The 21,637-nt window shown below is 31.3% G+C and carries 21 protein-coding genes; 18 read left to right on the top strand and 3 right to left on the bottom strand.

Annotated elements, in window-relative coordinates:
• Window positions 1–192: 192 nt before the first annotated feature.
• The 4 genes from ACYEKI_RS04055 to ACYEKI_RS04040 are packed head-to-tail and all read left to right on the top strand — an operon-like array spanning window position 193 to window position 2,256.
• Window positions 193–702 (top strand): RNA polymerase sigma factor, encoded by a 510-nt coding sequence (locus ACYEKI_RS04055; RefSeq protein ID WP_459209884.1) that lies wholly within the window; start codon window positions 193–195, stop codon window positions 700–702.
• On the top strand, window positions 689–1,141 hold the full coding sequence (locus tag ACYEKI_RS04050) for a hypothetical protein (RefSeq protein WP_459209883.1): 453 nt from the start codon (window positions 689–691) through the stop codon (window positions 1,139–1,141). Before ACYEKI_RS04055 ends, ACYEKI_RS04050 begins: the two co-directional genes overlap by 14 nt.
• Before the next feature lie 24 nt (window positions 1,142–1,165).
• Window positions 1,166–1,693: a DUF4252 domain-containing protein gene (locus tag ACYEKI_RS04045; protein WP_459209882.1), complete on the top strand. Its 528-nt coding sequence runs from the start codon at window positions 1,166–1,168 to the stop codon at window positions 1,691–1,693.
• Between the two features lie 26 nt (window positions 1,694–1,719).
• Window positions 1,720–2,256, top strand: a complete 537-nt coding sequence (locus ACYEKI_RS04040; protein ID WP_459209881.1) for a DUF4252 domain-containing protein — start codon at window positions 1,720–1,722, stop codon at window positions 2,254–2,256.
• 268 nt (window positions 2,257–2,524) lie between these two features.
• Here the strand turns inward: ACYEKI_RS04040 and purB are convergent, their stop codons facing one another.
• From purB to ACYEKI_RS04025, 3 genes are all read right to left on the bottom strand, one after another.
• A complete protein-coding gene (purB, locus tag ACYEKI_RS04035; protein ID WP_459209880.1) occupies window positions 2,525–3,868 on the bottom strand; it encodes an adenylosuccinate lyase in 1,344 nt (447 codons plus the stop codon).
• 63 nt (window positions 3,869–3,931) lie between these two features.
• On the bottom strand, window positions 3,932–4,492 hold the full coding sequence (locus tag ACYEKI_RS04030) for an adenylosuccinate lyase (RefSeq protein WP_459209879.1): 561 nt from the start codon (window positions 4,490–4,492) through the stop codon (window positions 3,932–3,934).
• A 4-nt stretch (window positions 4,493–4,496) separates the two neighbouring features.
• The gene (locus ACYEKI_RS04025; protein ID WP_459209878.1) at window positions 4,497–5,177 is read right to left on the bottom strand and encodes an SIR2 family NAD-dependent protein deacylase; all 681 of its coding nucleotides are present in this window, start codon (window positions 5,175–5,177) and stop codon (window positions 4,497–4,499) included.
• Window positions 5,178–5,601: 424 nt separating this feature from the next.
• Between ACYEKI_RS04025 and ACYEKI_RS04020 the strand changes: the two genes are divergently transcribed.
• From ACYEKI_RS04020 to ilvA, 14 genes are all read left to right on the top strand, one after another.
• Entirely contained in the window at window positions 5,602–6,339 is a 738-nt protein-coding gene (locus ACYEKI_RS04020; RefSeq protein ID WP_459209877.1) for a LytR/AlgR family response regulator transcription factor, read from the top strand.
• Between the two features lie 587 nt (window positions 6,340–6,926).
• The gene (locus ACYEKI_RS04015; protein WP_459209876.1) at window positions 6,927–7,100 is read left to right on the top strand and encodes a hypothetical protein; all 174 of its coding nucleotides are present in this window, start codon (window positions 6,927–6,929) and stop codon (window positions 7,098–7,100) included.
• A gap of 100 nt (window positions 7,101–7,200) precedes the next feature.
• A complete protein-coding gene (locus ACYEKI_RS04010) occupies window positions 7,201–9,225 on the top strand; it encodes a tetratricopeptide repeat-containing sensor histidine kinase (RefSeq protein ID WP_459209875.1) in 2,025 nt (674 codons plus the stop codon).
• A gap of 25 nt (window positions 9,226–9,250) precedes the next feature.
• Entirely contained in the window at window positions 9,251–9,922 is a 672-nt protein-coding gene (locus tag ACYEKI_RS04005; protein WP_459209874.1) for a response regulator, read from the top strand.
• Window positions 9,923–10,036: 114 nt separating this feature from the next.
• Window positions 10,037–10,705, top strand: coding sequence for a TrmH family RNA methyltransferase (locus ACYEKI_RS04000; RefSeq protein WP_459209873.1), 669 nt, complete (start codon window positions 10,037–10,039; stop codon window positions 10,703–10,705).
• A gap of 195 nt (window positions 10,706–10,900) precedes the next feature.
• On the top strand, window positions 10,901–11,296 hold the full coding sequence (locus ACYEKI_RS03995) for a hypothetical protein (RefSeq protein WP_459209872.1): 396 nt from the start codon (window positions 10,901–10,903) through the stop codon (window positions 11,294–11,296).
• The gene (locus ACYEKI_RS03990) at window positions 11,271–12,011 is read left to right on the top strand and encodes a hypothetical protein (protein WP_459209871.1); all 741 of its coding nucleotides are present in this window, start codon (window positions 11,271–11,273) and stop codon (window positions 12,009–12,011) included. Before ACYEKI_RS03995 ends, ACYEKI_RS03990 begins: the two co-directional genes overlap by 26 nt.
• Before the next feature lie 676 nt (window positions 12,012–12,687).
• The gene (locus ACYEKI_RS03985; protein ID WP_459209870.1) at window positions 12,688–13,461 is read left to right on the top strand and encodes a sensor histidine kinase; all 774 of its coding nucleotides are present in this window, start codon (window positions 12,688–12,690) and stop codon (window positions 13,459–13,461) included.
• 41 nt (window positions 13,462–13,502) lie between these two features.
• The gene (locus ACYEKI_RS03980) at window positions 13,503–14,153 is read left to right on the top strand and encodes a response regulator (protein ID WP_459209869.1); all 651 of its coding nucleotides are present in this window, start codon (window positions 13,503–13,505) and stop codon (window positions 14,151–14,153) included.
• Between the two features lie 573 nt (window positions 14,154–14,726).
• Complete coding sequence (ilvD, locus tag ACYEKI_RS03975) at window positions 14,727–16,403, top strand: dihydroxy-acid dehydratase (protein WP_459209868.1); 1,677 nt, start codon at window positions 14,727–14,729, stop codon at window positions 16,401–16,403.
• Between the two features lie 53 nt (window positions 16,404–16,456).
• Window positions 16,457–18,190 (top strand): biosynthetic-type acetolactate synthase large subunit, encoded by a 1,734-nt coding sequence (gene ilvB, locus ACYEKI_RS03970; protein ID WP_459209867.1) that lies wholly within the window; start codon window positions 16,457–16,459, stop codon window positions 18,188–18,190.
• An 11-nt stretch (window positions 18,191–18,201) separates the two neighbouring features.
• Entirely contained in the window at window positions 18,202–18,732 is a 531-nt protein-coding gene (gene ilvN, locus ACYEKI_RS03965) for an acetolactate synthase small subunit (RefSeq protein ID WP_459209866.1), read from the top strand.
• A 54-nt stretch (window positions 18,733–18,786) separates the two neighbouring features.
• Window positions 18,787–20,265 (top strand): ketol-acid reductoisomerase, encoded by a 1,479-nt coding sequence (ilvC, locus tag ACYEKI_RS03960; RefSeq protein WP_459209865.1) that lies wholly within the window; start codon window positions 18,787–18,789, stop codon window positions 20,263–20,265.
• A gap of 90 nt (window positions 20,266–20,355) precedes the next feature.
• Window positions 20,356–21,633 (top strand): threonine ammonia-lyase IlvA, encoded by a 1,278-nt coding sequence (gene ilvA, locus ACYEKI_RS03955; protein ID WP_459209864.1) that lies wholly within the window; start codon window positions 20,356–20,358, stop codon window positions 21,631–21,633.
• The last annotated feature ends 4 nt before the right edge of the window (window positions 21,634–21,637 follow it).

Raw genomic sequence — 21,637 nt, 5'->3', positions numbered from 1 at the left:
TATAAAGAAAGCTAATATGACTAGAAAATAGGCAGAAAGCCCTAAAAATCATATGATAGCAACCACAATAAACTATATAATAAACACTAAATGTAAGGAGTTTATTATAATTTTGAAAAAAGTTTGTAACAAAGTTTAAGGTGTATCGTCTCCCTTATATAAAGCAAAAAAGCTTATAACAACCAATCAAAGATGAAAGAAACAGCGTTTATAACATTAACCAATGGATTTAAAGATAAGCTCTTTAGGTTAGCCAAACGCTTGCTGGTAAGTAATGAAGAAGCAGAAGATGCTACACAAGAAATTTTATTAAAGTTATGGCGAAATAAAACCAAAATAACTGAATATAAAAATGTAGAAGCTTTTGCTATGACAATGACTAAGAATTACTGTTTTGATAAATTAAAATCAAAACAAGCAAGTAATCTTAAAATTGTACATAATAATTATCAAGATGAAAATACCTCTTTACAGCGAGATATAGAAGCTAAAGATAGCATGAGTTGGGTAGGTAAGATTATGGATACTTTACCAGAACAACAACGATTAATAGTACAGTTGCGTGATATTGAGCAATATGATAATTCAGAAATAGCTAAAATGCTTAATATGAAAGAAACAGCAGTACGTGTAGCCTTGTCAAGAGGAAGAAAAATAATAAGAGAACAATTAATAAAAAAGCATAATTATGGAGTTGTCTAATGTAGAAAAATTGTTAGAAAAGTACTTTGAAGGAGAAACGACCCTATCTGAAGAACAAGAGTTAAAGGTTTATTTTACCAGAGAACAAGTGGCGCCTCATCTGGAGCAGTACAAATCTATGTTTCAATATTTTGCTAAAGAGAGCACCCGTAAAGCACCTATCGATTTTGTTCCTACCAAAACCTCAAAACCTTTTAAAATGTATAAGTGGGTTGGTGTAGCGGCATCAATTATTGTAGCTATGGGGATTTTTTACCAACAATTCCCTGTTCTTTCAGATGGATTTAAAACAGAAGAAGAACAAAAAAGAGAAGCGCAATATGCTTTACAAGAAACCAAGAAAGCCCTAGACATGGTTTCAAAATATATGAATAAGGGTAAAAATGATTTAGTGTACCTGGGAGAATTTGGTAACACTACAAAAAAACTTATTAAATAAAACAAAGAGAAAATAGTTAAAGACATGAAAAAGATCACATTAATTTTAGCAATAATACTAGTTCCATTTTTGTCTAACGCACAAAGTGCATTTGATAAATACGAAGATATGAATGGCGTATCTTCTGTGGTAATCACTAGTAAAATGTTTAAATTGTTGAGTAAGATTGATTTTAATAGTGATGATGCAGAAACTCAAGAATATTTAAACTTAGTAAAGAATATTAAAAATATTAAAGTATTAGCAACAGGGAATGATGATATAGGTAAGAAAATGCAGGCAGATGTAAAGAAATACTTAAATACATCATCATTAGACGAGTTGATGAGAGTAAATAGTGATGGAAAGAATATCAAGTTTTTTTCAAAGCCTGGTAGAGACGATGATCATGTAAGTGAATTATTTATGTTCTTAAACGGTATAGATGATACAGAACATGAAACAGTAGTACTTACAATCACGGGAGATATAGATCTTAAACAGGTATCAAGATTAGCAAATGATCTTAATGTACCTGGAGGAGAAGAATTGAAGAATGTAAAGAAAAATTAAACCAAACCCAATCAAGAAAATAATTTATGAAAACAATATATAGAATAATGACACTGTTGTGTTTAGCGTTACTGATGAGTTGTAATAGTAAACCTAGTTTACAAGAATACTTTGTAGCACAACAAGATAATAGTGAATTTATAGCAATAGATGTGCCTATGAGCTTATTAGATAAGCAAAAGGCTAACTTGGATCAAGAAGGACAAAAAACTTTATCTTCTATCAAGAAAATTAATTTTATAGGATTGCCAATTTCTGAGACGAATAAAAAAACTTATGAAAAAGAACAAAAGGCAATCACAGAAATCTTAAAAGATGAAAATTATCAAACTTTAATGCAATTTAATACCAAAATGGGAAAAGTAGTATTAAAGTATACTGGAGACGATGATACTATAGATGAATTAATCGTTTTTGCAAAATCACCAGATAAAGGTTTAGGATTAGTGAGAATGACAGGAAAAGATATGAAGCCTGAAAAAATGATTAAACTAGCAGAATCAATTGATAAATCTAATGTAGACATATCTCAGTTTGCCAAAATAGGAAAGCTATTTAAATAAGCATAAGTGTATAAAAGAGTTAAAGGGGAAAACTAATTGTTTTCCCCTTTATTTTTATCTTTTTTTAAATGGTAATAAAATAGATTAAAGAGCATAAACATAAAGGCTCCTCCTAGAATTAATTTTATAACGAAATAATCTAATATTCCTAAAATCCCGCTTAAAATAAACCCCAGACAAACAAATCCACTTAATATGATACTTTGCTTGCTATTCACAAGAATAGAAGTTACAAAAATTATGTGAGATTACATAACCTTAGTATTGCTTATATTCCGGTGTAATTGTCTGGTTTTATTTGTTTTAATTCGTTTTTGATGTTTTCAGATACGTCTAGTGTTTCTATAAAATCACGAATAGATTCTTGATTGATAACAGCATTAGTACGAGTTAAACCTTTTAATGTTTCATATGGATTAGGATATCCTTCTCTTCTTAAAATAGTTTGAATCGCTTCAGCAGCAACAGCCCAGTTTTTTTCTAAATCTTCGGCAAATTTACTTTCGTTAAGCAATAATTTATTCAATCCTTTAAGGGTTGCTTGAAAAGCAATCAAAGTATGTCCAAAAGGAACACCCACATTTCTTAGTACAGTACTATCTGTTAAATCACGTTGTAATCTACTTACAGGTAATTTAGATGAAAGATGTTCAAAAATAGCATTAGCAATACCTATATTTCCTTCACTATTTTCAAAATCAATAGGATTAACTTTATGTGGCATAGCAGAAGATCCTACTTCGCCTTTCTTGATTTTTTGTTTAAAGTAATCCATAGAGATATAAGTCCAGATATCACGATCAAGATCTAATATGATGGTGTTAATTCTTTTAAGAGCATCAAATTGAGCAGCCATATAATCATAATGTTCAATTTGAGTAGTAGGAAAAGAATGGTGTAAACCTAATATATCTTGAACAAAATGAGCTCCAAAAGCTTTCCAATCCGTATTAGGATAAGCTACTTTATGAGCATTAAAATTACCTGTAGCACCACCAAATTTTGCAGCATTAGGGGTCTCTTTTAACAAAGCAAACTGTGCTTCAAGACGTGTAACAAAAACCTGAAACTCTTTTCCTAATCGAGTAGGAGAAGCAGGTTGCCCATGAGTACGAGCAAGCATAGGTATAGCATCCCATTCTGTAACTAAACTTTTTAATTTATCTAGTAAATCAGTAAACATAGGAGTATAAACCTCTTGTATAGCTTCTTTAATACTTAAAGGTATTGCAGTATTATTAATATCTTGAGAGGTTAACCCAAAATGGATAAATTCTTTGTATTGTGATAAACCTAAATTATCAAATTTTTCTTTTATAAAATATTCAACAGCTTTTACATCGTGATTTGTGACGTTCTCAATATCCTTTATTGCTTGAGCATCTGTGGTAGAAAAAGAAGTATAAATAGCACGTAGTTGTTCAAAAACAGCAGTATCTATGTTTTCTAATTGAGGTAATGGTAAATTACATAAAGCAATAAAATATTCAACTTCTACGAGAACTCGATATTTGATTAAAGCTTCTTCGCTAAAATAAGTACTTAAACTTTGTGTTTTACTGGCATAACGACCATCGATAGGAGAAATGGCTTGTAAAGGAGATAAAGACATCTGATGTAAATTTTAAAAACGTCAAAAGTAAATTTTCTATTAGGATTTAATGTTTTCTTAATGTTATCTATTCAATTTTTTTAAAACTTGTCTAGCTCTAGCTTGATAAGCAGCACTACCAGTGCTATAGTTGGATTCGAGTATGTTTTTAAGTTCTGGGTGAACCCAATCAAACTCGGTACCTAACCAATAAAGAGCTGTCATGGTATAAGCTTTTACCGCTACTTTTTGATCTGTGATCATCCAGTCAAATCCTATTTCTGTAATGGCTGTTCTATGCTGTAGTTTTAATACTTTTTGATAAGCAATAGATTTGGTTTTATAAAAATCGATAGCAATGAGTTCGCATAGCTTAGCCATAGGGCGCACTGCAGCATCTTTATAAACTCTGGGTAAAATAGTTATAAAATCATCGAGATAAGGAATCAATAAAGTAAGATCTTGCTTAATAGTATATTCTAGTACCCAAGCTGCTTTACAAGAAACATCTGTATCAATTTGAGCTATGATATCGAGTAGTTCTTTAATAAGTTTGGGAGTTCTAGCGACTAGTTGGGCACCTTGACTTCTTTTCTCTCGGCTATGATCTGTATAATTAAGAATATCTAATAATGTTGATTCCATAAAATCAGCGTTTAAGCAATTGATCTACCAATTGAGAAACTCCTATAGTAGCTTTTTCTGCAATAACAGTAAGTTTATCGTTAGAATTTAAAGCAGGTTTAGGATCAATAAAATAAATAGGCGTATGAGCGGGAGCGTATTCTTTAAGACTAGCAGCAGGATATACTTGCATAGAGGTACCTATGATAATAAGAATATCTGCCTCTTGAGTGATAGCAATAGCTTTATCAAGCATAGGAACCTCTTCACCAAACCAAACAATATGTGGTCTAAGCTGTTCTTTTGCATCACATAAATCACCTAAAACTAAATCGTTTTTCCAGTTGAGAATAGCATCAGGATTACGTTGACTTCTTACCTTTAACAATTCACCATGTAAATGAACGACATGATTACTACCCGCACGTTCATGAAGATCATCTACGTTTTGAGTAATAATAGTTACGTTATATTGAGATTCAAGTTCAACAAGAGCTTTATGAGCTTTGTTAGGTAATACAGTATGTAATTGACGTCTTCTTTGATTGTAAAAATCAAGAACCAATTCAGGGTTTTTATGCCAACCTACAGGAGAAGCAACCTCCATAATATCGTGTCCTTCCCACAATCCATCTGCATCCCTAAAAGTATTGATACCACTCTCTGCACTAATACCTGCACCAGTAAGCACTACAATTCGTTTCATAATATTGAAAAATTTAAAGAGTTAAAGTACACTTTTTAAAAGAAAGGAGATATTTATTTAACAAAAATTACAGGACTTTTTTAATAAACAAAAATGCATATGTATATAAATAAAAATGAATATATAGCGTCGATGAGTTCATCCAAAAAACAGCTGTTAAATAATTGTTTAAAAGAATGTTAAAGAAAATACCATAAAAGAAAGGGTAAAAAACCATAATCGTATTTTATCTTGTTGTAAATGAGTTTTTTATGGGTATGAATGTTTGTTTTTTTTAATGGCTTGAAACTAAAGTAAATACTTAAATATATTGCGGTTTTACCGTAACCAACTAAGGTAGTAAATGCTATATATTGCTATCGAGATCTTTAGGTGTTTTTTTACATAGATCTCAAGAGAAATACCAATTGTAAAAGATAGCGCTATGAGATACCCATATATTATTGTAGATACAGACCGTAAAGCAGTAGAATCAATTCAAATTGCATTAGAAGAACATATAGATTATATCTGTACAGGAATTGCAAAAAATCAAGAAGAGGCTGTAAACCTTATTCTAGAACGTAAACCAGCTTTGGTTTTTTTAGAACCAGAAGTACCAGGAACATTAAGTCCTATCTGTAGTTACTTTATTATAGACGAATTAAAAAAATATACCAATGAGTTACCAGAGTTTATTGTGGTGACCGAAACAGAAAAATACGCTATAGAAGGAATTCGTAATCAAGTATTAGATTATATTACTAAGCCATCAAAGAAAACAGCAGTACGTAAAGCTTTAATGCGTTATGAAAACCGTAATAATAGTTCACAGGATAGAACATTGTGTTTTAAATCCTATGGAGATTATAGATTTATTAACATTGATGATGTGTTGTATCTTAAAGCCGATAATAATACTACAGATTTTGTAATGAATAATGGTAATACAGTAGAAGCTTATAAGACATTAAAACAGTTTCAAAATACATTGCCCAAACATTTTGTGAGAATACACAATAGTTATATCATCAATACTAATTATGTATCAAGAATTCATTTTGGCAAAGCCAAGTGTGCTATAAAGAATAGTAAAGAGATGATACCTTTCTCTAGATCCTATAAAACTAAGGTAGAAGAGATACGGGATAATCTAGCACAAAACAGCATGATTCAGTTGTAATAAATTGGCCTCTATACAAATAAGAATAGCAAAAACCTTGTAAAAAAATAATTTTATGAGGTTTTTTTTGTATTTTTACGCAAAACGTAAATAGATATATTTAATTATATAGCAATTGTTCATTCATTTTTTGACCTACCCCTAATTGTATCCCTTAAACTCAACATCCTCCTCATCCTTTAATATATAATTACAATAAGAATGACTACGGGAGACGTATGTCTTTTTTTTTGGTTAATAAAATGGGGGAAATCTGACCTAAATCTCCGTAAAATCGTAAAAGTAAGCTAATTACTCGTATAATCCGTTCATCTACTATTATTTGACGTTAAACGACTAATGTCCTCATTTGATCCTGTTTTTTATGACAGAATTGAAGTACATTTGAAATGTAAAATAAACTATAAAACTAGTAATTAGGATATTACAACTGATCTAGATAACTTTTGATAGGGATCCATATTTGTAAAAGTTATGTAATCGTATTGCGCAATATATCATATAATATCTTAAACAAATCGCAACCCAATAGTTTACCCTTTATAGAAAACTATTGAAAACTAGAATATGCTAAAAACCAAATTATTATGAAAACTATTGTAACAACTATACGCCTTACTTTTGCTATATTATTTTTAAGCACTTTATTTATTGCTTGTGAATCCACATCTGTACAAGATGATTTAGGAGTTGATGAAGAAATCCAAGTTGAAGAACAGATGACAGATGATGAAATAGAAGAAGATGATAAACCTTTATAGGTATAAAAAAATAATAATAAAAAAAGCTCTTAAATTATTAAGAGCTTTTTTTGTATATTTATTTTAAGACATAGTTAATGATTTCTACTCTTATTAAAATATGAAAAAAATAGGGATTTTCTTCTTAATTATTATTTCTACAAACTTGATTTCCTGTTCAGGAAATAATAATGAGTCAAAAAGTACTAATGAGCAACAAAAAATTAATGAATATATTAATAAAGCCAAAGAAGAAAATATATCAAATAAAGAAAAAAAATATATTATTAATCAAGCGATGGTCTTGATAAATGAATCCAAAAATGATGATTATAAACAAGAGAAACTAGAGGATATAGCTAGACTATATTTTGATCTTAATGAATTTAAAAAATATAAAGAAGTTGTAGAAAAGGGGATCAAGATTAGCAAACAATTAAGAGATTCCTTAAGCATTGCTAAAGGATTTGGTAATGTAGGTTATTATCATAATAAAGTGAATCAAAGTGATAGTGCTTATTTTTATTTTTCTAAAGCTGAAAAGATTTTTAATAAAGTTGATCCTAACTCATTAAAACATGGCCGAGTATTAATGCAAATGGGACAGATCCAACGAGAATTTAAAGATTATGTAGGGAGTGAAAGTAATATTATAAAGGCATTAAAGTGTTTTGAAAATGTCAGTAACAAACGCTATTTACGTTTATGTTATAATGTATTAGGAATATCACAAAGAGCATTAGAACGATATGATATAGCGATTGATTATTATCAAAAATCTAAAGAATACATTGATAAAAGTGAAAAAGGTAAATATCAACTAGCTTTATTACATAATAATATAGGTAATGTATTAAAAGAACAGCAAAAATATAACGCAGCTATAGAATATTATAATAAAGCATTGACTTATGATAGTTTAGCTACAAAATACCCTAAGTTTTATGCTAGAGTATTAGATAATAAGGCTTATATAAGATTTCTGTATAATGATTCAACAGGGTTAGAGGCTTCATTTTTAAAACCTTTAATGATTCGAAAACAGGAAAAAGATGATGATGGTATCATCACTAGCAATATACATCTAGCAGAATATTATCAAAAAAGAGGAAATCTAGAAAAATCATATATATACGCACAAGAAGCTAAAGAAAAAGCTTCACAACTAAATCAAAAAGCTGATGTATTAGAGTCTTTGTTAGTACTGTCTCAAGTTTCTCCTAGTCAAGAAGGGTTAGTATATGCACAAGAATATATTGATCTAAGTAATGAAATACAACAACAAGAACGTGTAAGTAGAGATAAATTTGCTCGTATTCGGTTTGAAACAGATCGTATAGAAGATGAAAACAAAATTATAAGTAGAAAGAATGAGATTTTAGGGATTTCAATCTTGGCAATTAGTGCTGTATTTTTGTTTATATATATTATCTTTAAACAAAAACAGAGTAATAAAGAGTTAGAATTTGCTAAGAGTCAGCAAGAATCCAATGAAGAGATTTATCGATTGATGTTATCACAACAGACAAAACTTGAAGAAGGAAGACAAATGGAGCAAAAACGAATGTCTGAAGAATTACATGATGGTGTTTTAGGACGATTGTTTGGAGTGCGATTAAGCCTTGATGGATTAAATCAACAACGACAAGGTGATGGTTTTTCAGAAATCAGACATAAATATATTGCAGAACTCAAAGCTATAGAAAAAGAAATACGATTGATCTCTCATGATCTAGGAACAGATACATTGCTTACAGATGTTGCTTTTATCGATGTGATTAAAGATTTTATTACAGAACAATGTACTATTCATAAACTGGATTATAGTTTTAGATCAGATATCGATATCGATTGGGAAGAAATACCAGATAATAAAAAAGTAAATCTTTTTCGTATCATACAAGAATCATTACAAAACATATTTAAACACGCAAAAGCAGATAGTATAAAAGTAAATTTTGTACAAAATGATGAAAATATTATATTAACCATCATTGACGACGGAATTGGATTTAAAAGTAATAAGGTAAAAAAGGGAATTGGAATTAAGAATATCACTTCCAGAGTTCAACAAATGAACGGAAGAGTAGAATTTTTGAGCAACATAGAGGCTGGAACCAAAGTATCTATTAGTGTGCCTGTCTAATCAATAAGAATCAAAACCAATTAAAATGAAGAAAAGATTAAAAGTGCTTATGATTGATGATCACCCTATGATTATTGAGGGGTATAAAAATACCTTGTTGGGAGAGAATCAAAGGGACTACAACATTAGTATTGATGTGGCTTCAAATTGTGATGATGCCTATGCAAAAATCGTAAAAGCATCAAACACTACACCATATCACTTGCTGTTTATTGACATCAAACTACCTCCTTCATCAGATGGTAAAATCACATCTGGAGAAGATTTAGCAAAAACAGCAAAAAAATTATTACCTAAGGCTAAGATTATTATCCTCACTATGCATAGAGAGGATCACAGAATTCATAATATTTTTAGAAATATTAACCCATCTGGATTCTTGATTAAGAGTGATCTTACCTCTGTAGAATTATTACTAGCATTTAATACTATTATGTCTGGTACTCCATATTATAGTGCTACAGTAAATAATCACTTTCGAAAAATGATGAATAACAATTTCTCATTAGACGAAAAGAACTTAAAGATTTTATATCACTTATCACGAGGTGTTAAAACCAAAAACTTACCAGATTATGTAAGTTTATCATTAAGTGCTATCGAAAAGAGAAAAAACCATATCAAAGAACTTTTTGCAATAAGTAAAGGAGATGATCAACAATTACTTGAAGAAGCAAGAAAAAGAGGCTTTGTATAAAATAATACTCATCGAGTAGAGATAAATTTAAAAAGTGTAGTGTCGGTTGGTATACTACACTTTTTAAGTTTAAAAAAGAATTTAGTAGCTTGCAACAAGTATAAAGGGGGAATAATGCAAACAGACTTAGAACTTGTACAATATTTAGAATCATTTTTAACACCTAGGCGCTTGTCTTTGTATAGTAAAGTGTTAGCACAACGTACAAAACATATTACGGTTGTAACAGAAGATGTGTATCAATTACATAATACAAGCGCTGTGATTCGTAGTTGTGATGTTTTTGGGATTCAAGATGTACATGTAGTCGAAGAAATCAATGCCAAAAGAATTGATAGAGAGATTGCAATGGGAGCTCAAAAATGGGTAGATGTACATCGACATAATAAAATCACTAGTTGTATAACAGATTTAAAAACACAAGGATATCAAATCATAGCAACTACACCGCATAATGATGCAGTAATGCTTGAGAACTTTGATATAAGTAAACCTACAGCTTTATTTTTTGGAAGAGAAACTGAGGGGTTAAGCGATGCTGTTTTAAAAGAAGCAGATGGTAGTTTAAAAATACCTATGGTAGGTTTTACAGAAAGTTTAAATATATCGGTATCTGCAGCAATTATATTACAACACCTTACAACCAAGTTAAGAGCATCACAGGTTAATTGGCAACTATCTGAAGAAGAAAAAGCAAGCATAAGGTTTGAATGGACAAAGAAAGCTATAAAGAGTCATAAAGAAATTATAGAGCGATACTATAAAGAAAACAAAGGGGTATAATCCTGTGAAGAGTATGGGGAAAATTCCCCTAATGTGTTTTTTAGTATAAATTTAACACTTTAAGCAAAATACTTGTCTATTAGTCTATAGAGCTACTACAATTACCCTTAGTAGTATACGTAAGATGATTTCTCCTTTTTAAACAATATATTTTTAGATATATTTAACAAGCAAGCAACCCTAAATAATTAAGATATGAGTGGAAAACGACCCGAAAAATGTATTAGTGTAGAAGAAGCAAAAGAATTGCAGCAACAATGGTGTGACCATAGAGCACATCATTTACACAAATGTCTAGGACACGAAGATGCCAGAGAATTCTGGTGGAGTGTAGAAGAATTGGAAGAATATTTAGCCTATGTAAAAGAGGAATCGACTAAACAAGGAATTAAAAATCCTGGAATTAGGATGTATATGGGAGCATATCCTCAACAAAAATGTTCACATGGTAAAGGAATGTCTACCTTATTTTTGACACCTACAGGATCTAAAGTTAGAAGTTTAGGAAAAGATGGTGGATCTGAACCTAATAATTATAATATTCAACCTTTAAACGGAGGGTCAAGTGGAAACCCACCAGCAGATTATTAATATGATATTTTTATTTTCATATTTATTTTTTGAAATTTTAGCAGCATCAAGTGGAAGCTATTATATAATAAAAAACCGAGAAGATAAACTTTCTCGGTATTTTGTTTATTTTTTATGGTTAACCTTTTTTATTGAATTATTTGGTACCATACCAAGTCTTATATATTATTTTGATTTGTTTCCATATTTAAAAGGAACATTTTTGCAACGGAATCATTGGCTATTTAATATATTTTTTATTTTTAATTTTTCCTTTTATTTATATTATTTCATTAGAAACTACAGTTCGCAAATTTTTAAAAGAATAATGAAAGTAATATTAATTATTTATGTTTTTACATCAATTTTAAATTTAATTTTAACAGATATATATTTTACGGCTGTTTCTTCTTATACTTATATTTTAGGGACAATTTTGATATTTATTGGAGCAATTATATATTTATTTGAAACGATACAAAGCGATAAGGTATTAGCTTTTTATAGAACATTACCTTTTTATATAGCAGTTGGATCTATGATATTTCATTTAGTTGTTACACCATTATTTATTTATGGTCAATATTATAATGTTGATAAGAGTCCAGATTTTGTTACTGTTAGGAAAATTATATTAAATAGTGCAATTATGATATTATATATCCTATATTCAATAGGATTTATTGTATGTGCTAGAGAAGAGGATATTATTGATAAAATAAAAAAAGATAATTGACATTTCTCTTTATTTACCTTACTCGTATTTTCCAGTTATTTGCAGCAATATTTGCTACAAGATATATTGTGAAAAATAAAAAAAATGAAAACATAAAGTTTTTTTCATATTATTTATGGAGTGTGGTAGTAGTAGAAACATATGCGTTAATTCCTATTATTATTATTATTATTATTATTTATAATACTCCTAAACTTAATAAGTTTAAAGATAGTTTTTTTGCAAATAGCATATGGATATATAACATCTTTATTGTCTTGACTGGCATTTTTTTAACGTATTTTATTAAAACAAATTTAAAGGGGACTAATAGAATAAAGATTAATATTGTTATGAAATATTTTTTAGGAATTATAAGCCTAATTAATTTTTTATGGATAGAAGATTTATTTAAAAAATTTTCAAGTCAATTATATCTTATTACAGCTCTATGTATAATTATTAATATTATGTTTTATGGATATGAAAATATAAAATATAATAAAGAGAATATAAAAACACCTATATCATATATCATGATAGGGACTTTCTTTTTTTATACGATAACCCCACCATTATTTATTTTATTAGAAAATTTTGATATAGCTCGTGATAAAATGTTTTTCACCGCTTATAGAATAATCATTACTTTAGTCAACTGTATTATGTATGGAAGTTTTATTTTAGGTTTTATAGTATGCTTGCAAAAGAACAAATCTTATTAATTATATATTTTATCATCATCATTTTATTCTTTGTGACTTTTGGGATCATATTTGTGATCGCTTTTCATAAAAGAAAGAATAAATTGTTATTAGAAAAATTACGTGCAGAACAACGTTTTGAAGACGAATTGTTAAAATCTAAAATCGAGATTCAAGAACAAACTTTAAAAAACGTAAGTTGGGAATTGCACGATAATATTGGACAATTATTATCTACTGCTGTGATGCAGATTAATATAATGGGGACTTCTATTGATAAAAATTCTGCTGAGTCACTAGCAGAAGTAAGAGAGTTGGTAGGAAGTAGTTTACAAGAGATTAGAAATTTATCTAAGACATTAAATCGTGAAGTAGTTCAAAATGTAGGAATAGTTAAGTCTATAGAAGTAGAATTAGCACGTTTTGAGAAATTAAATTTCTTAGACACCAAGTTAATTATAGAAGGGGATATCATCCATATAGACCCTAAAGACGAGATCATCTTATATCGTATAGTCCAGGAGTTTTTCTCAAATACGATTAAACATGCAGAAGCATCTAATATGTTAGTCTCGTTACAATACACTCCAGAATCATTGACAATCATAGCAAAAGATGACGGAAAAGGATACGAAATGGATTATGTACAAGCCAATTCTGGGTTGATCAATATGCGTAGTAGAGCCTCTCTTGTAGAAGCAGAAATTGATTTTAAATCAAGTTCTGGTAAAGGAGTCGAATTAACACTAGTATACCCGTTTCACTAGACAATTATAAAATCAAAACATAAGAAAACAAACCTTTTAAGATGAAGAAAAAAACGATAGTCATTGTAGATGATCATCTACTGTTTGCACAATCATTGCAAGGTCTAATCAACAAGTATGAAGAATATGAAGTATTAGCAATTCTTAAAAATGGTAAAGAGCTTACACAATATTTTTTACATAAACGACGCAAACCAGATTTGATCCTTTTGGATGTTAAAATGCCAGTAATGAATGGTATTCAGACTATGGAATGGCTTAACAAACACCGACCAGATCAAAAAGTATTGGCATTGACGATGGAAGATGATGAAGCGACAATTTTAAAAATGATCCATACAGGAGCTAGAGGATACTTACTTAAAGACATACATCCAGATAATTTTGAGTTTGCCTTAAAAATGGTAACAGAGCAAGGATTCTATTACTCGTCAGAGGTAAGAGATGCGCTTAGAGATGCAGATAAAATTGAGAATACAGAAGCACAATTAGCACAAAAACTTACACAAAAAGAATTGATATTCTTAAAACAAGCTTGTACAGAAAAAACATATAAGGATATCGCAAAAGAATTAAACTTAAGCCCTAAAACAATAGAAAATTACAGGGAGACAGTATTTAAGAAACTTCAGGTAAAGACTAGGGTTGGAGCGGTAATTTACTGTATGAAATATAAATTATTTAAAGTTTAATTGTTAAAAACATTTGGAAAACACAAAAAAAAACGTTTACATTTGTTACCAGATATGAAAAACAACACTGTACATACTATAATTGTCATTAGCATTGAGGAGATTATTTCTTCTCGATAAAGGGACTGTAGTATTTATAGAAAAAATATATAATATAATCCCTTTACGTAATCGTAAAGGGATTTTTTTTTGACCAAAAAATGAAAAACAACATCGTAATTATTAACGTCATTATTAGCATCGTGGTGATTATTTCATCAGGATAAAGGGCGTTTTTTATATAAATGAAATAAGAAAATCCCTTTGTAGCCGCAAAGGGATTTTTTTTGATCCATAAAGGAGTTTAGAACAATATAATAAACCTACTTATTGTAAAAGAAATGTTTTTAATGTATTGGTAAACAGTGTTTTATTTTTGTTTTTAAAGTGTTGGATGTTGTAGAGTTATTGAGAATCTTAAAACAAAAGGAAGAAATCAAAATACATTTGTTAGTGTAAAAGATCAGGTTTTAGAAGATTTTCAAAGAAAATAGATAAAAAGTAAGAATAGTATAATAGATCGCTATAATCGAGATGAAATTAAATAAATACAGTAGACAAGTTACCCAGGATGATACCCAACCAGCAGCACAAGCAATGTTGCACGCTATAGGATTAAGTAAAGAAGATTTGCAAAAACCATTGGTTGGTATAGCAAGTACAGGATACGAAGGAAATCCATGTAATATGCATTTAAATGATCTTGCCAAACTAGTAAAAAAAGGGACAGAAGAAGCAGATGTAGTAGGGTTGATTTTTAATACGATAGGAGTAAGTGATGGGATATCAATGGGAACTCCAGGAATGCGATATTCATTACCGTCAAGAGATGTTATAGCAGATTCTATGGAGACTGTAGTGCAAGCGATGTCTTATGACGGTATGGTAACAGTAGTAGGATGTGATAAGAATATGCCAGGAGCATTGATGGCGATGTTACGATTAAATAGACCAGCTATTTTGGTATATGGAGGAACGATTGCTTCGGGATGTCATGAAGGAAAAAAACTAGACGTAGTATCAGCATTTGAGGCATGGGGAGAAAAAGTAGCAGGAACTATAAACGAAGAAGAATATCAAAATGTAATCGAAAAAGCATGCCCAGGAGCTGGAGCTTGTGGCGGAATGTATACGGCAAATACGATGGCTTCGGCAATAGAAGCTCTAGGAATGTCATTACCATATAATGCCTCAAATCCAGCAATAAGTACACATAAAGAAGAAGAAAGTGTTGCGGCTGGAAAAGCAATGAGGTTGTTATTAGAAAAAGATATCAAGCCCAAGGATATCGTTACACGTAAAGCATTAGAAAATGCGATTAGGTTGGTAACTGTTTTAGGAGGATCTACAAATGCTGTATTGCACTTTTTAGCAATAGCTAGAGCAGCAGATGTGACATTTACTTTAGAAGATTTTCAACGCATAAGTGACGAAACTCCGTTCTTGGCAGATTTAAAACCTAGCGGAAAATATTTGATGGAAGATGTTCACAAAGTAGGAGGAATCCCAGCTGTGATGAAATATTTATTACAAGAAGGATTGTTACATGGAGATTGCTTAACAGTAACAGGAAAGACATTGACAGAAAATTTAGCCGAGGTACCTGACTTAACCGTTAATCAAGACATTATAAAACCTATAGATAAGCCTATAAAAGCGACAGGGCATCTACGCATTATGTTTGGTAATCTAGCTGCCGAAGGTTGTGTAGCCAAAATTACAGGAAAAGAAGGTTTAAAGTTTGAAGGTCAAGCCAAAGTTTTTGAAGGTGAATACGCTGCAAATGATGGAATAAAGAATGGATTAGTAAAAAAAGGAGATGTAGTAGTAATAAGATACGAAGGACCTAAAGGAGGACCAGGTATGCCAGAAATGTTAAAACCTACAGCAGCTATTATGGGAGCTGGATTAGGTAAAGATGTTGCTTTGATAACAGATGGAAGATTTTCTGGAGGGACTCACGGTTTTGTAGTAGGACATATTACACCAGAAGCACAAGAAGGAGGAATGATTGCTTTTGTAAAAGATGGAGATCATATCATTATTGATGCCGAAGAAAATAGCATTACAATGGACATTACTGAAGAAGAATTACATAGAAGAAAAGCAAGTTGGGTAAGCCCACCATTAAAGGTAAATAAAGGCGTATTGTATAAATATGCAAACACAGTGTCCTCTGCTTCAAAAGGATGTGTGACAGACGAATTTTAAAAAAAGAAAGAGACTAATTGAATTCAGTAGTAACTGAATAAAAACAATAGCGTATGGAAGTACAAACGCAAGTAAAACCACAAGAGAAAAAAGAAGTAACACAACGTATCACAGGAGCAGAAGCGGTGATTAAGTGTTTACTGGCAGAAGGAGCAGATTTGGTATATGGATATCCAGGTGGAGCTATTATGCCAGTATATGACGAGTTGTACAAATTTCAAGATCAGATTCATCATGTCTTAGCAAGACATGAACAAGGAGCAATTCACGCTGCTCAAGGATTTGCTCGTACAAGTGGTAAAGTAGGAGTCACATTGGCGACCTCTGGACCAGGAGCAACAAATCTGGTCACAGGAATTGCAGATGCACAGATTGATTCGACTCCCTTGGTTTGTATTACAGGACAAGTAGGTTCACATTTGTTAGGATCAGATGCTTTTCAGGAAACTGATATTGTGGGAATCTCTATGCCTGTTACCAAATGGAATTGTCAAGTGACAAAAGCAGAGGATATTCCAGAAGCTATTGCCAAAGCATTTTATATCGCAAGATCTGGAAGACCAGGTCCTGTATTGGTAGATATTACAAAAGACGCGCAGTTTGGCGAATTGGATTTTAAATACACAAAGTGTAAAGGAGTACGTAGTTATACTCCAGTACCAAAAACAGATCCAGAGAGTTTAATCAAAGCTGCAGCATTAATTAATGAAGCAAAAAAACCATTAATAGTTTTTGGGCAAGGTGTAATTCTAGGTGAGGCAGAAGAAGAGTTTAAAGCTTTTATCGAAAAAGCTGGAATTCCAGCTGCGTGGACTATCCTTGGGCTTTCTGCATTACCTACAAAACATCCACTTAATGTAGGTATGGTAGGAATGCACGGAAATTATGCGCCTAATAAATTAACGAATGAATGTGATGTTTTGATTGCTATAGGGATGCGTTTTGATGATCGAGTTACAGGAAATCTTGAAACTTATGCAAAACAAGCAAAAGTGATTCACTTTGAAATAGATCCTGCAGAGATAGATAAGAATGTAAAAACAGAGGTAGCAGTTTTAGGAGATGTAAAAGAAACTTTAAATGATATTTTACCATTTATTCAGCAAGATCAATATGAAAATTGGTTAAAAGAATTTAAAGAACTTGATACTGTAGAATTTGAGAAAGTCATCAAAAATGAATTATACCCTCAAAAAGAAGGCTTGTCTATGGGAGAAGTACTTAAGTATATCAATCAAGAAACTCAAGGAGACGCAGTGATTGTATCAGATGTTGGACAACATCAAATGATGGCTTGTAGATATGCCGAGTTTACCAAAAGTAAAAGTAATATAACCTCTGGCGGATTAGGAACTATGGGATTTGCTTTACCAGCTGCAATAGGAGCAAAAATGGGAGCTCCAGATCGCGAGGTAGTAGCCATTATAGGTGATGGAGGATATCAAATGACGATACAAGAATTAGGAACTATTTTTCAAACACAAATTCCAGTAAAAATAGTGGTACTTAATAATGAGTTTCTAGGAATGGTAAGACAGTGGCAACAATTGTTTTTTGATAAGCGATATGCTTCAACAGAGATGGTAAACCCTGATTTTATAACAATAGCAAAAGGATATCATCTTAAAGCCAATAGAGTAACCAAGCGAGAAAATTTGGCGAAAGCTGTAAAAGAAATGATACAATCACCAGAGCCATATTTCTTAGAAGTATGTGTAGAAAAAGAAAATAACGTATTCCCGATGATACCTACAGGAGCTTCGGTATCTGATGTAAGATTGAGTTAAAAATGAAAAAGATGGAAAAAGAGCATTATACCATATCCGTATATACAGAAAATAATATAGGATTATTAAACCGTATCTCGGCAATATTTCTAAAAAGACATATTAACCTTGAGAGCCTTACTACGTCAGAGTCAGAGATAAAAGATGTATATCGTTTTACGATTGTAGTACAAGTAACTCAAGAACAAGTAAAGAAGATTGCTAGACAAATCGAAAAACAAATCGAAGTGATAAAAGTGTATTATCATAAAGATGACGAGACGATTTATCAAGAAACAGCATTGTTTAAAATAGCTTCAAAATTGTTGTTTGAAGAAAGAAAGATTCAGAATGTCATTAAAGAACACAATGCACATATAGTAACTGTTACTCCTGAGTTTTTTGTAATTGAGAAAACAGGAAGAAGGAGAGAATTAGAGGTTTTACATGAAGCCTTAAAACCATATGGATTAATGCAGTTTGTACGTTCAGGAAGAATTTCGGTAACCAAAAATAGAATGCAAATTTCGCGTATGCTTGAAAACTTTGCTTATACCGAATAAAAACAACATAAAATCAATAGAAATTAAACTTAAGAAATATCAAAATTAACACTAATGGCAAATTATTTTAATACCCTTTCATTAAGAGATCAGTTAGACCAATTGGGTAAATGTAGATTTATGGAAGCATCAGAGTTTGATGAAGGTGTAACAGTCTTAAAAGGAAAAAGTATTGTAATAGTAGGATGTGGAGCGCAAGGATTGAATCAAGGACTCAATATGAGAGATTCTGGATTGGATATAGCTTATGCGTTAAGACCACAAGCAATAGCAGAAAAAAGAGCTTCGTATCAAAATGCAACAGCAAATGGATTTACAGTAGGAACTTATGAAGAATTAATTCCTAATGCAGATGTAGTCATTAATCTTACACCAGATAAGCAACACACTAATGTTGTAAAAACTGTGATGCCATTAATGAAAAAAGGAGCGACACTATCCTATTCGCATGGTTTTAATATTGTAGAAGAAGGAATGCAAATTAGAGAAGATTTAACGGTGATTATGGTCGCGCCAAAGTGTCCAGGGACAGAGGTGAGAGAAGAGTATAAAAGAGGCTTTGGAGTACCTACATTAATAGCCGTTCATCCAGAAAATGATCCACAACAGCACGGTTTGGCTCAAGCCAAAGCCTATGCAGTAGGAACAGGAGGACATAGAGCTGGAGTTCTTGAATCTTCTTTTGTTGCAGAGGTGAAATCTGATCTTATGGGGGAGCAAACCATCTTATGTGGGTTGTTGCAAACAGGATCTATTTTATGTTTTGATAAAATGGTAGCCGAGGGAATTGCACCAGAATATGCATCAAAATTAATTCAGTACGGATGGGAAACGATTACTGAAGGATTAAAATATGGAGGAATTACTCATATGATGGACCGTTTGTCAAATCCATCAAAGATTAAGGCATTTGAATTATCTGAAGAATTAAAAGAAATCATGCGTCCGTTGTTTAGGAAACATATGGATGATATTATGACAGGAAAATTTTCTGAAACAATGATGAAAGATTGGACAAATGATGATAAAGATTTATTGTCTTGGAGAGCTGCTACAGGAGAAACTGCTTTTGAACAAACACCAGTAACAGCTATAGAAATCACAGAACAGGAGTATTATGATAAAGGAGTATTAATGGTTGCTTTTGTAAGAGCAGGAGTAGAGTTAGCTTTTGAATCAATGACAGAATCTGGTATCATAGCAGAATCAGCCTATTATGAATCTTTACACGAGACACCTTTAATAGCTAATACAATAGCACGTAAGAAATTATACGAAATGAATCGTGTAATTTCTGATACAGCAGAGTATGGATGTTATTTATTTGATCATGCGTGTAAACCTTTATTAACCGATTTTATGAAGACAGTTGCTACAGATGTAATCGGAAAAGCTTTTGATCAAGAAAAAGATAACACGGTAGATAATAGTAAACTTATTGCAGTAAATGCAGCCTTACGTAATCACCCAATAGAAGCAGTAGGAACGAGATTGAGAACGTCGATGACTGCAATGAAACCAGTATTAGCATAAGAATTCCTGATGTCAAACTAAACTTGTCGGAGTTTTGGGGTATTGCTTCGATGAGTTTAGGGAGACTAGAATGTAATTTAAAAAGGACAAATGAAAATAGATAGCATGACAGAAGCAAATACATATTTTCCTGAATTAACACAGATAGAAACTGCAGCATCTAGAATTAGCGAAGTAGTAATGGAAACGCCTTTGCAAGAAAATATTCGATATTCAAGAAGATATGAGGCAGACATTATGTTAAAAAGAGAAGATTTGCAACGTGTACGTTCTTATAAAATTAGAGGAGCATATAATAAAATTAGTTCGTTAACTATTCCCGAACGAGAAAAAGGAGTAGTATGTGCAAGTGCAGGTAATCATGCTCAAGGAGTGGCCTTTGCTTGTCACGAGTTGAAAATTAAGGGGACAATTTATATGCCGACTGTGACTCCAAAACAGAAAATAGAGCAAACAAAAATGTTTGGAGGAGCATATGTAGAGATTGTTTTGACAGGAGATACGTTTGATGATGCTTCAAAAGCTGCAAAAAATGTATGTGAAGCCGAAGGAAGAACGTTTGTACATCCTTTTGATGATCCTAAAATAATCGAAGGACAAGGAACCATTGGTCTAGAATTAATAAAACAAACCTCACAAACTATAGATTATGTATTTGTTCCTGTAGGAGGAGGAGGTTTAGCTTCAGGAATATGTGGTGCGTTAAAAACACTATCTCCAGAAACAAAGATCATAGGGGTTGAACCACAAGGAGCACCGTCAATGAAAACTGCAATTGCTAATAAATGCACTACAGAAATAAAGAATATAGATAAGTTTATTGATGGGGCTGCTGTACAAAAAGTAGGCGATTATAACTTTTCGGTGTGTAAAGACAATCTTACAGATATGATTACTGTGCCAGAAGGATTAGTATGTCAGACTATTTTGGATTTATACAATAGAGATGCTATAGTTGTAGAACCAGCAGGAGCGTTGACTTTGGCAGCTTTAGAATTATATAAAGAAGAGGTCAAAGGGAAAAATGTGGTATGTATTGTAAGTGGGAGTAATAATGACATTACACGTACAGCAGAGATTAAAGAACGAGCGTTATTATATGCTAATTTAAAGCATTACTTTATTGTTAGATTCCCTCAAAGAGCAGGAGCATTAAAACAATTTGTAGGCGAAGTATTAGGGCCTAATGATGATATAACTCATTTTGAATATTCTAAGAAATCCAGTAGAGAAAATGGACCAGCAGTAGTAGGTATAGAATTAAAAAATCAAAAAGACTTAGAGCCTTTAATGGATCGGATGAAAACTTATAATTTCTATGGGGATTATTTAAATGATAAACCTAATTTATTTCAATTTTTAGTATAGAAAT

Origin of the sequence: Aquimarina rhabdastrellae (assembly GCA_947387485.1) — a bacterium.
Taxonomy (GTDB): domain Bacteria; phylum Bacteroidota; class Bacteroidia; order Flavobacteriales; family Flavobacteriaceae; genus Aquimarina.
This window is presented reverse-complemented; position numbering and strand designations above follow the sequence as displayed.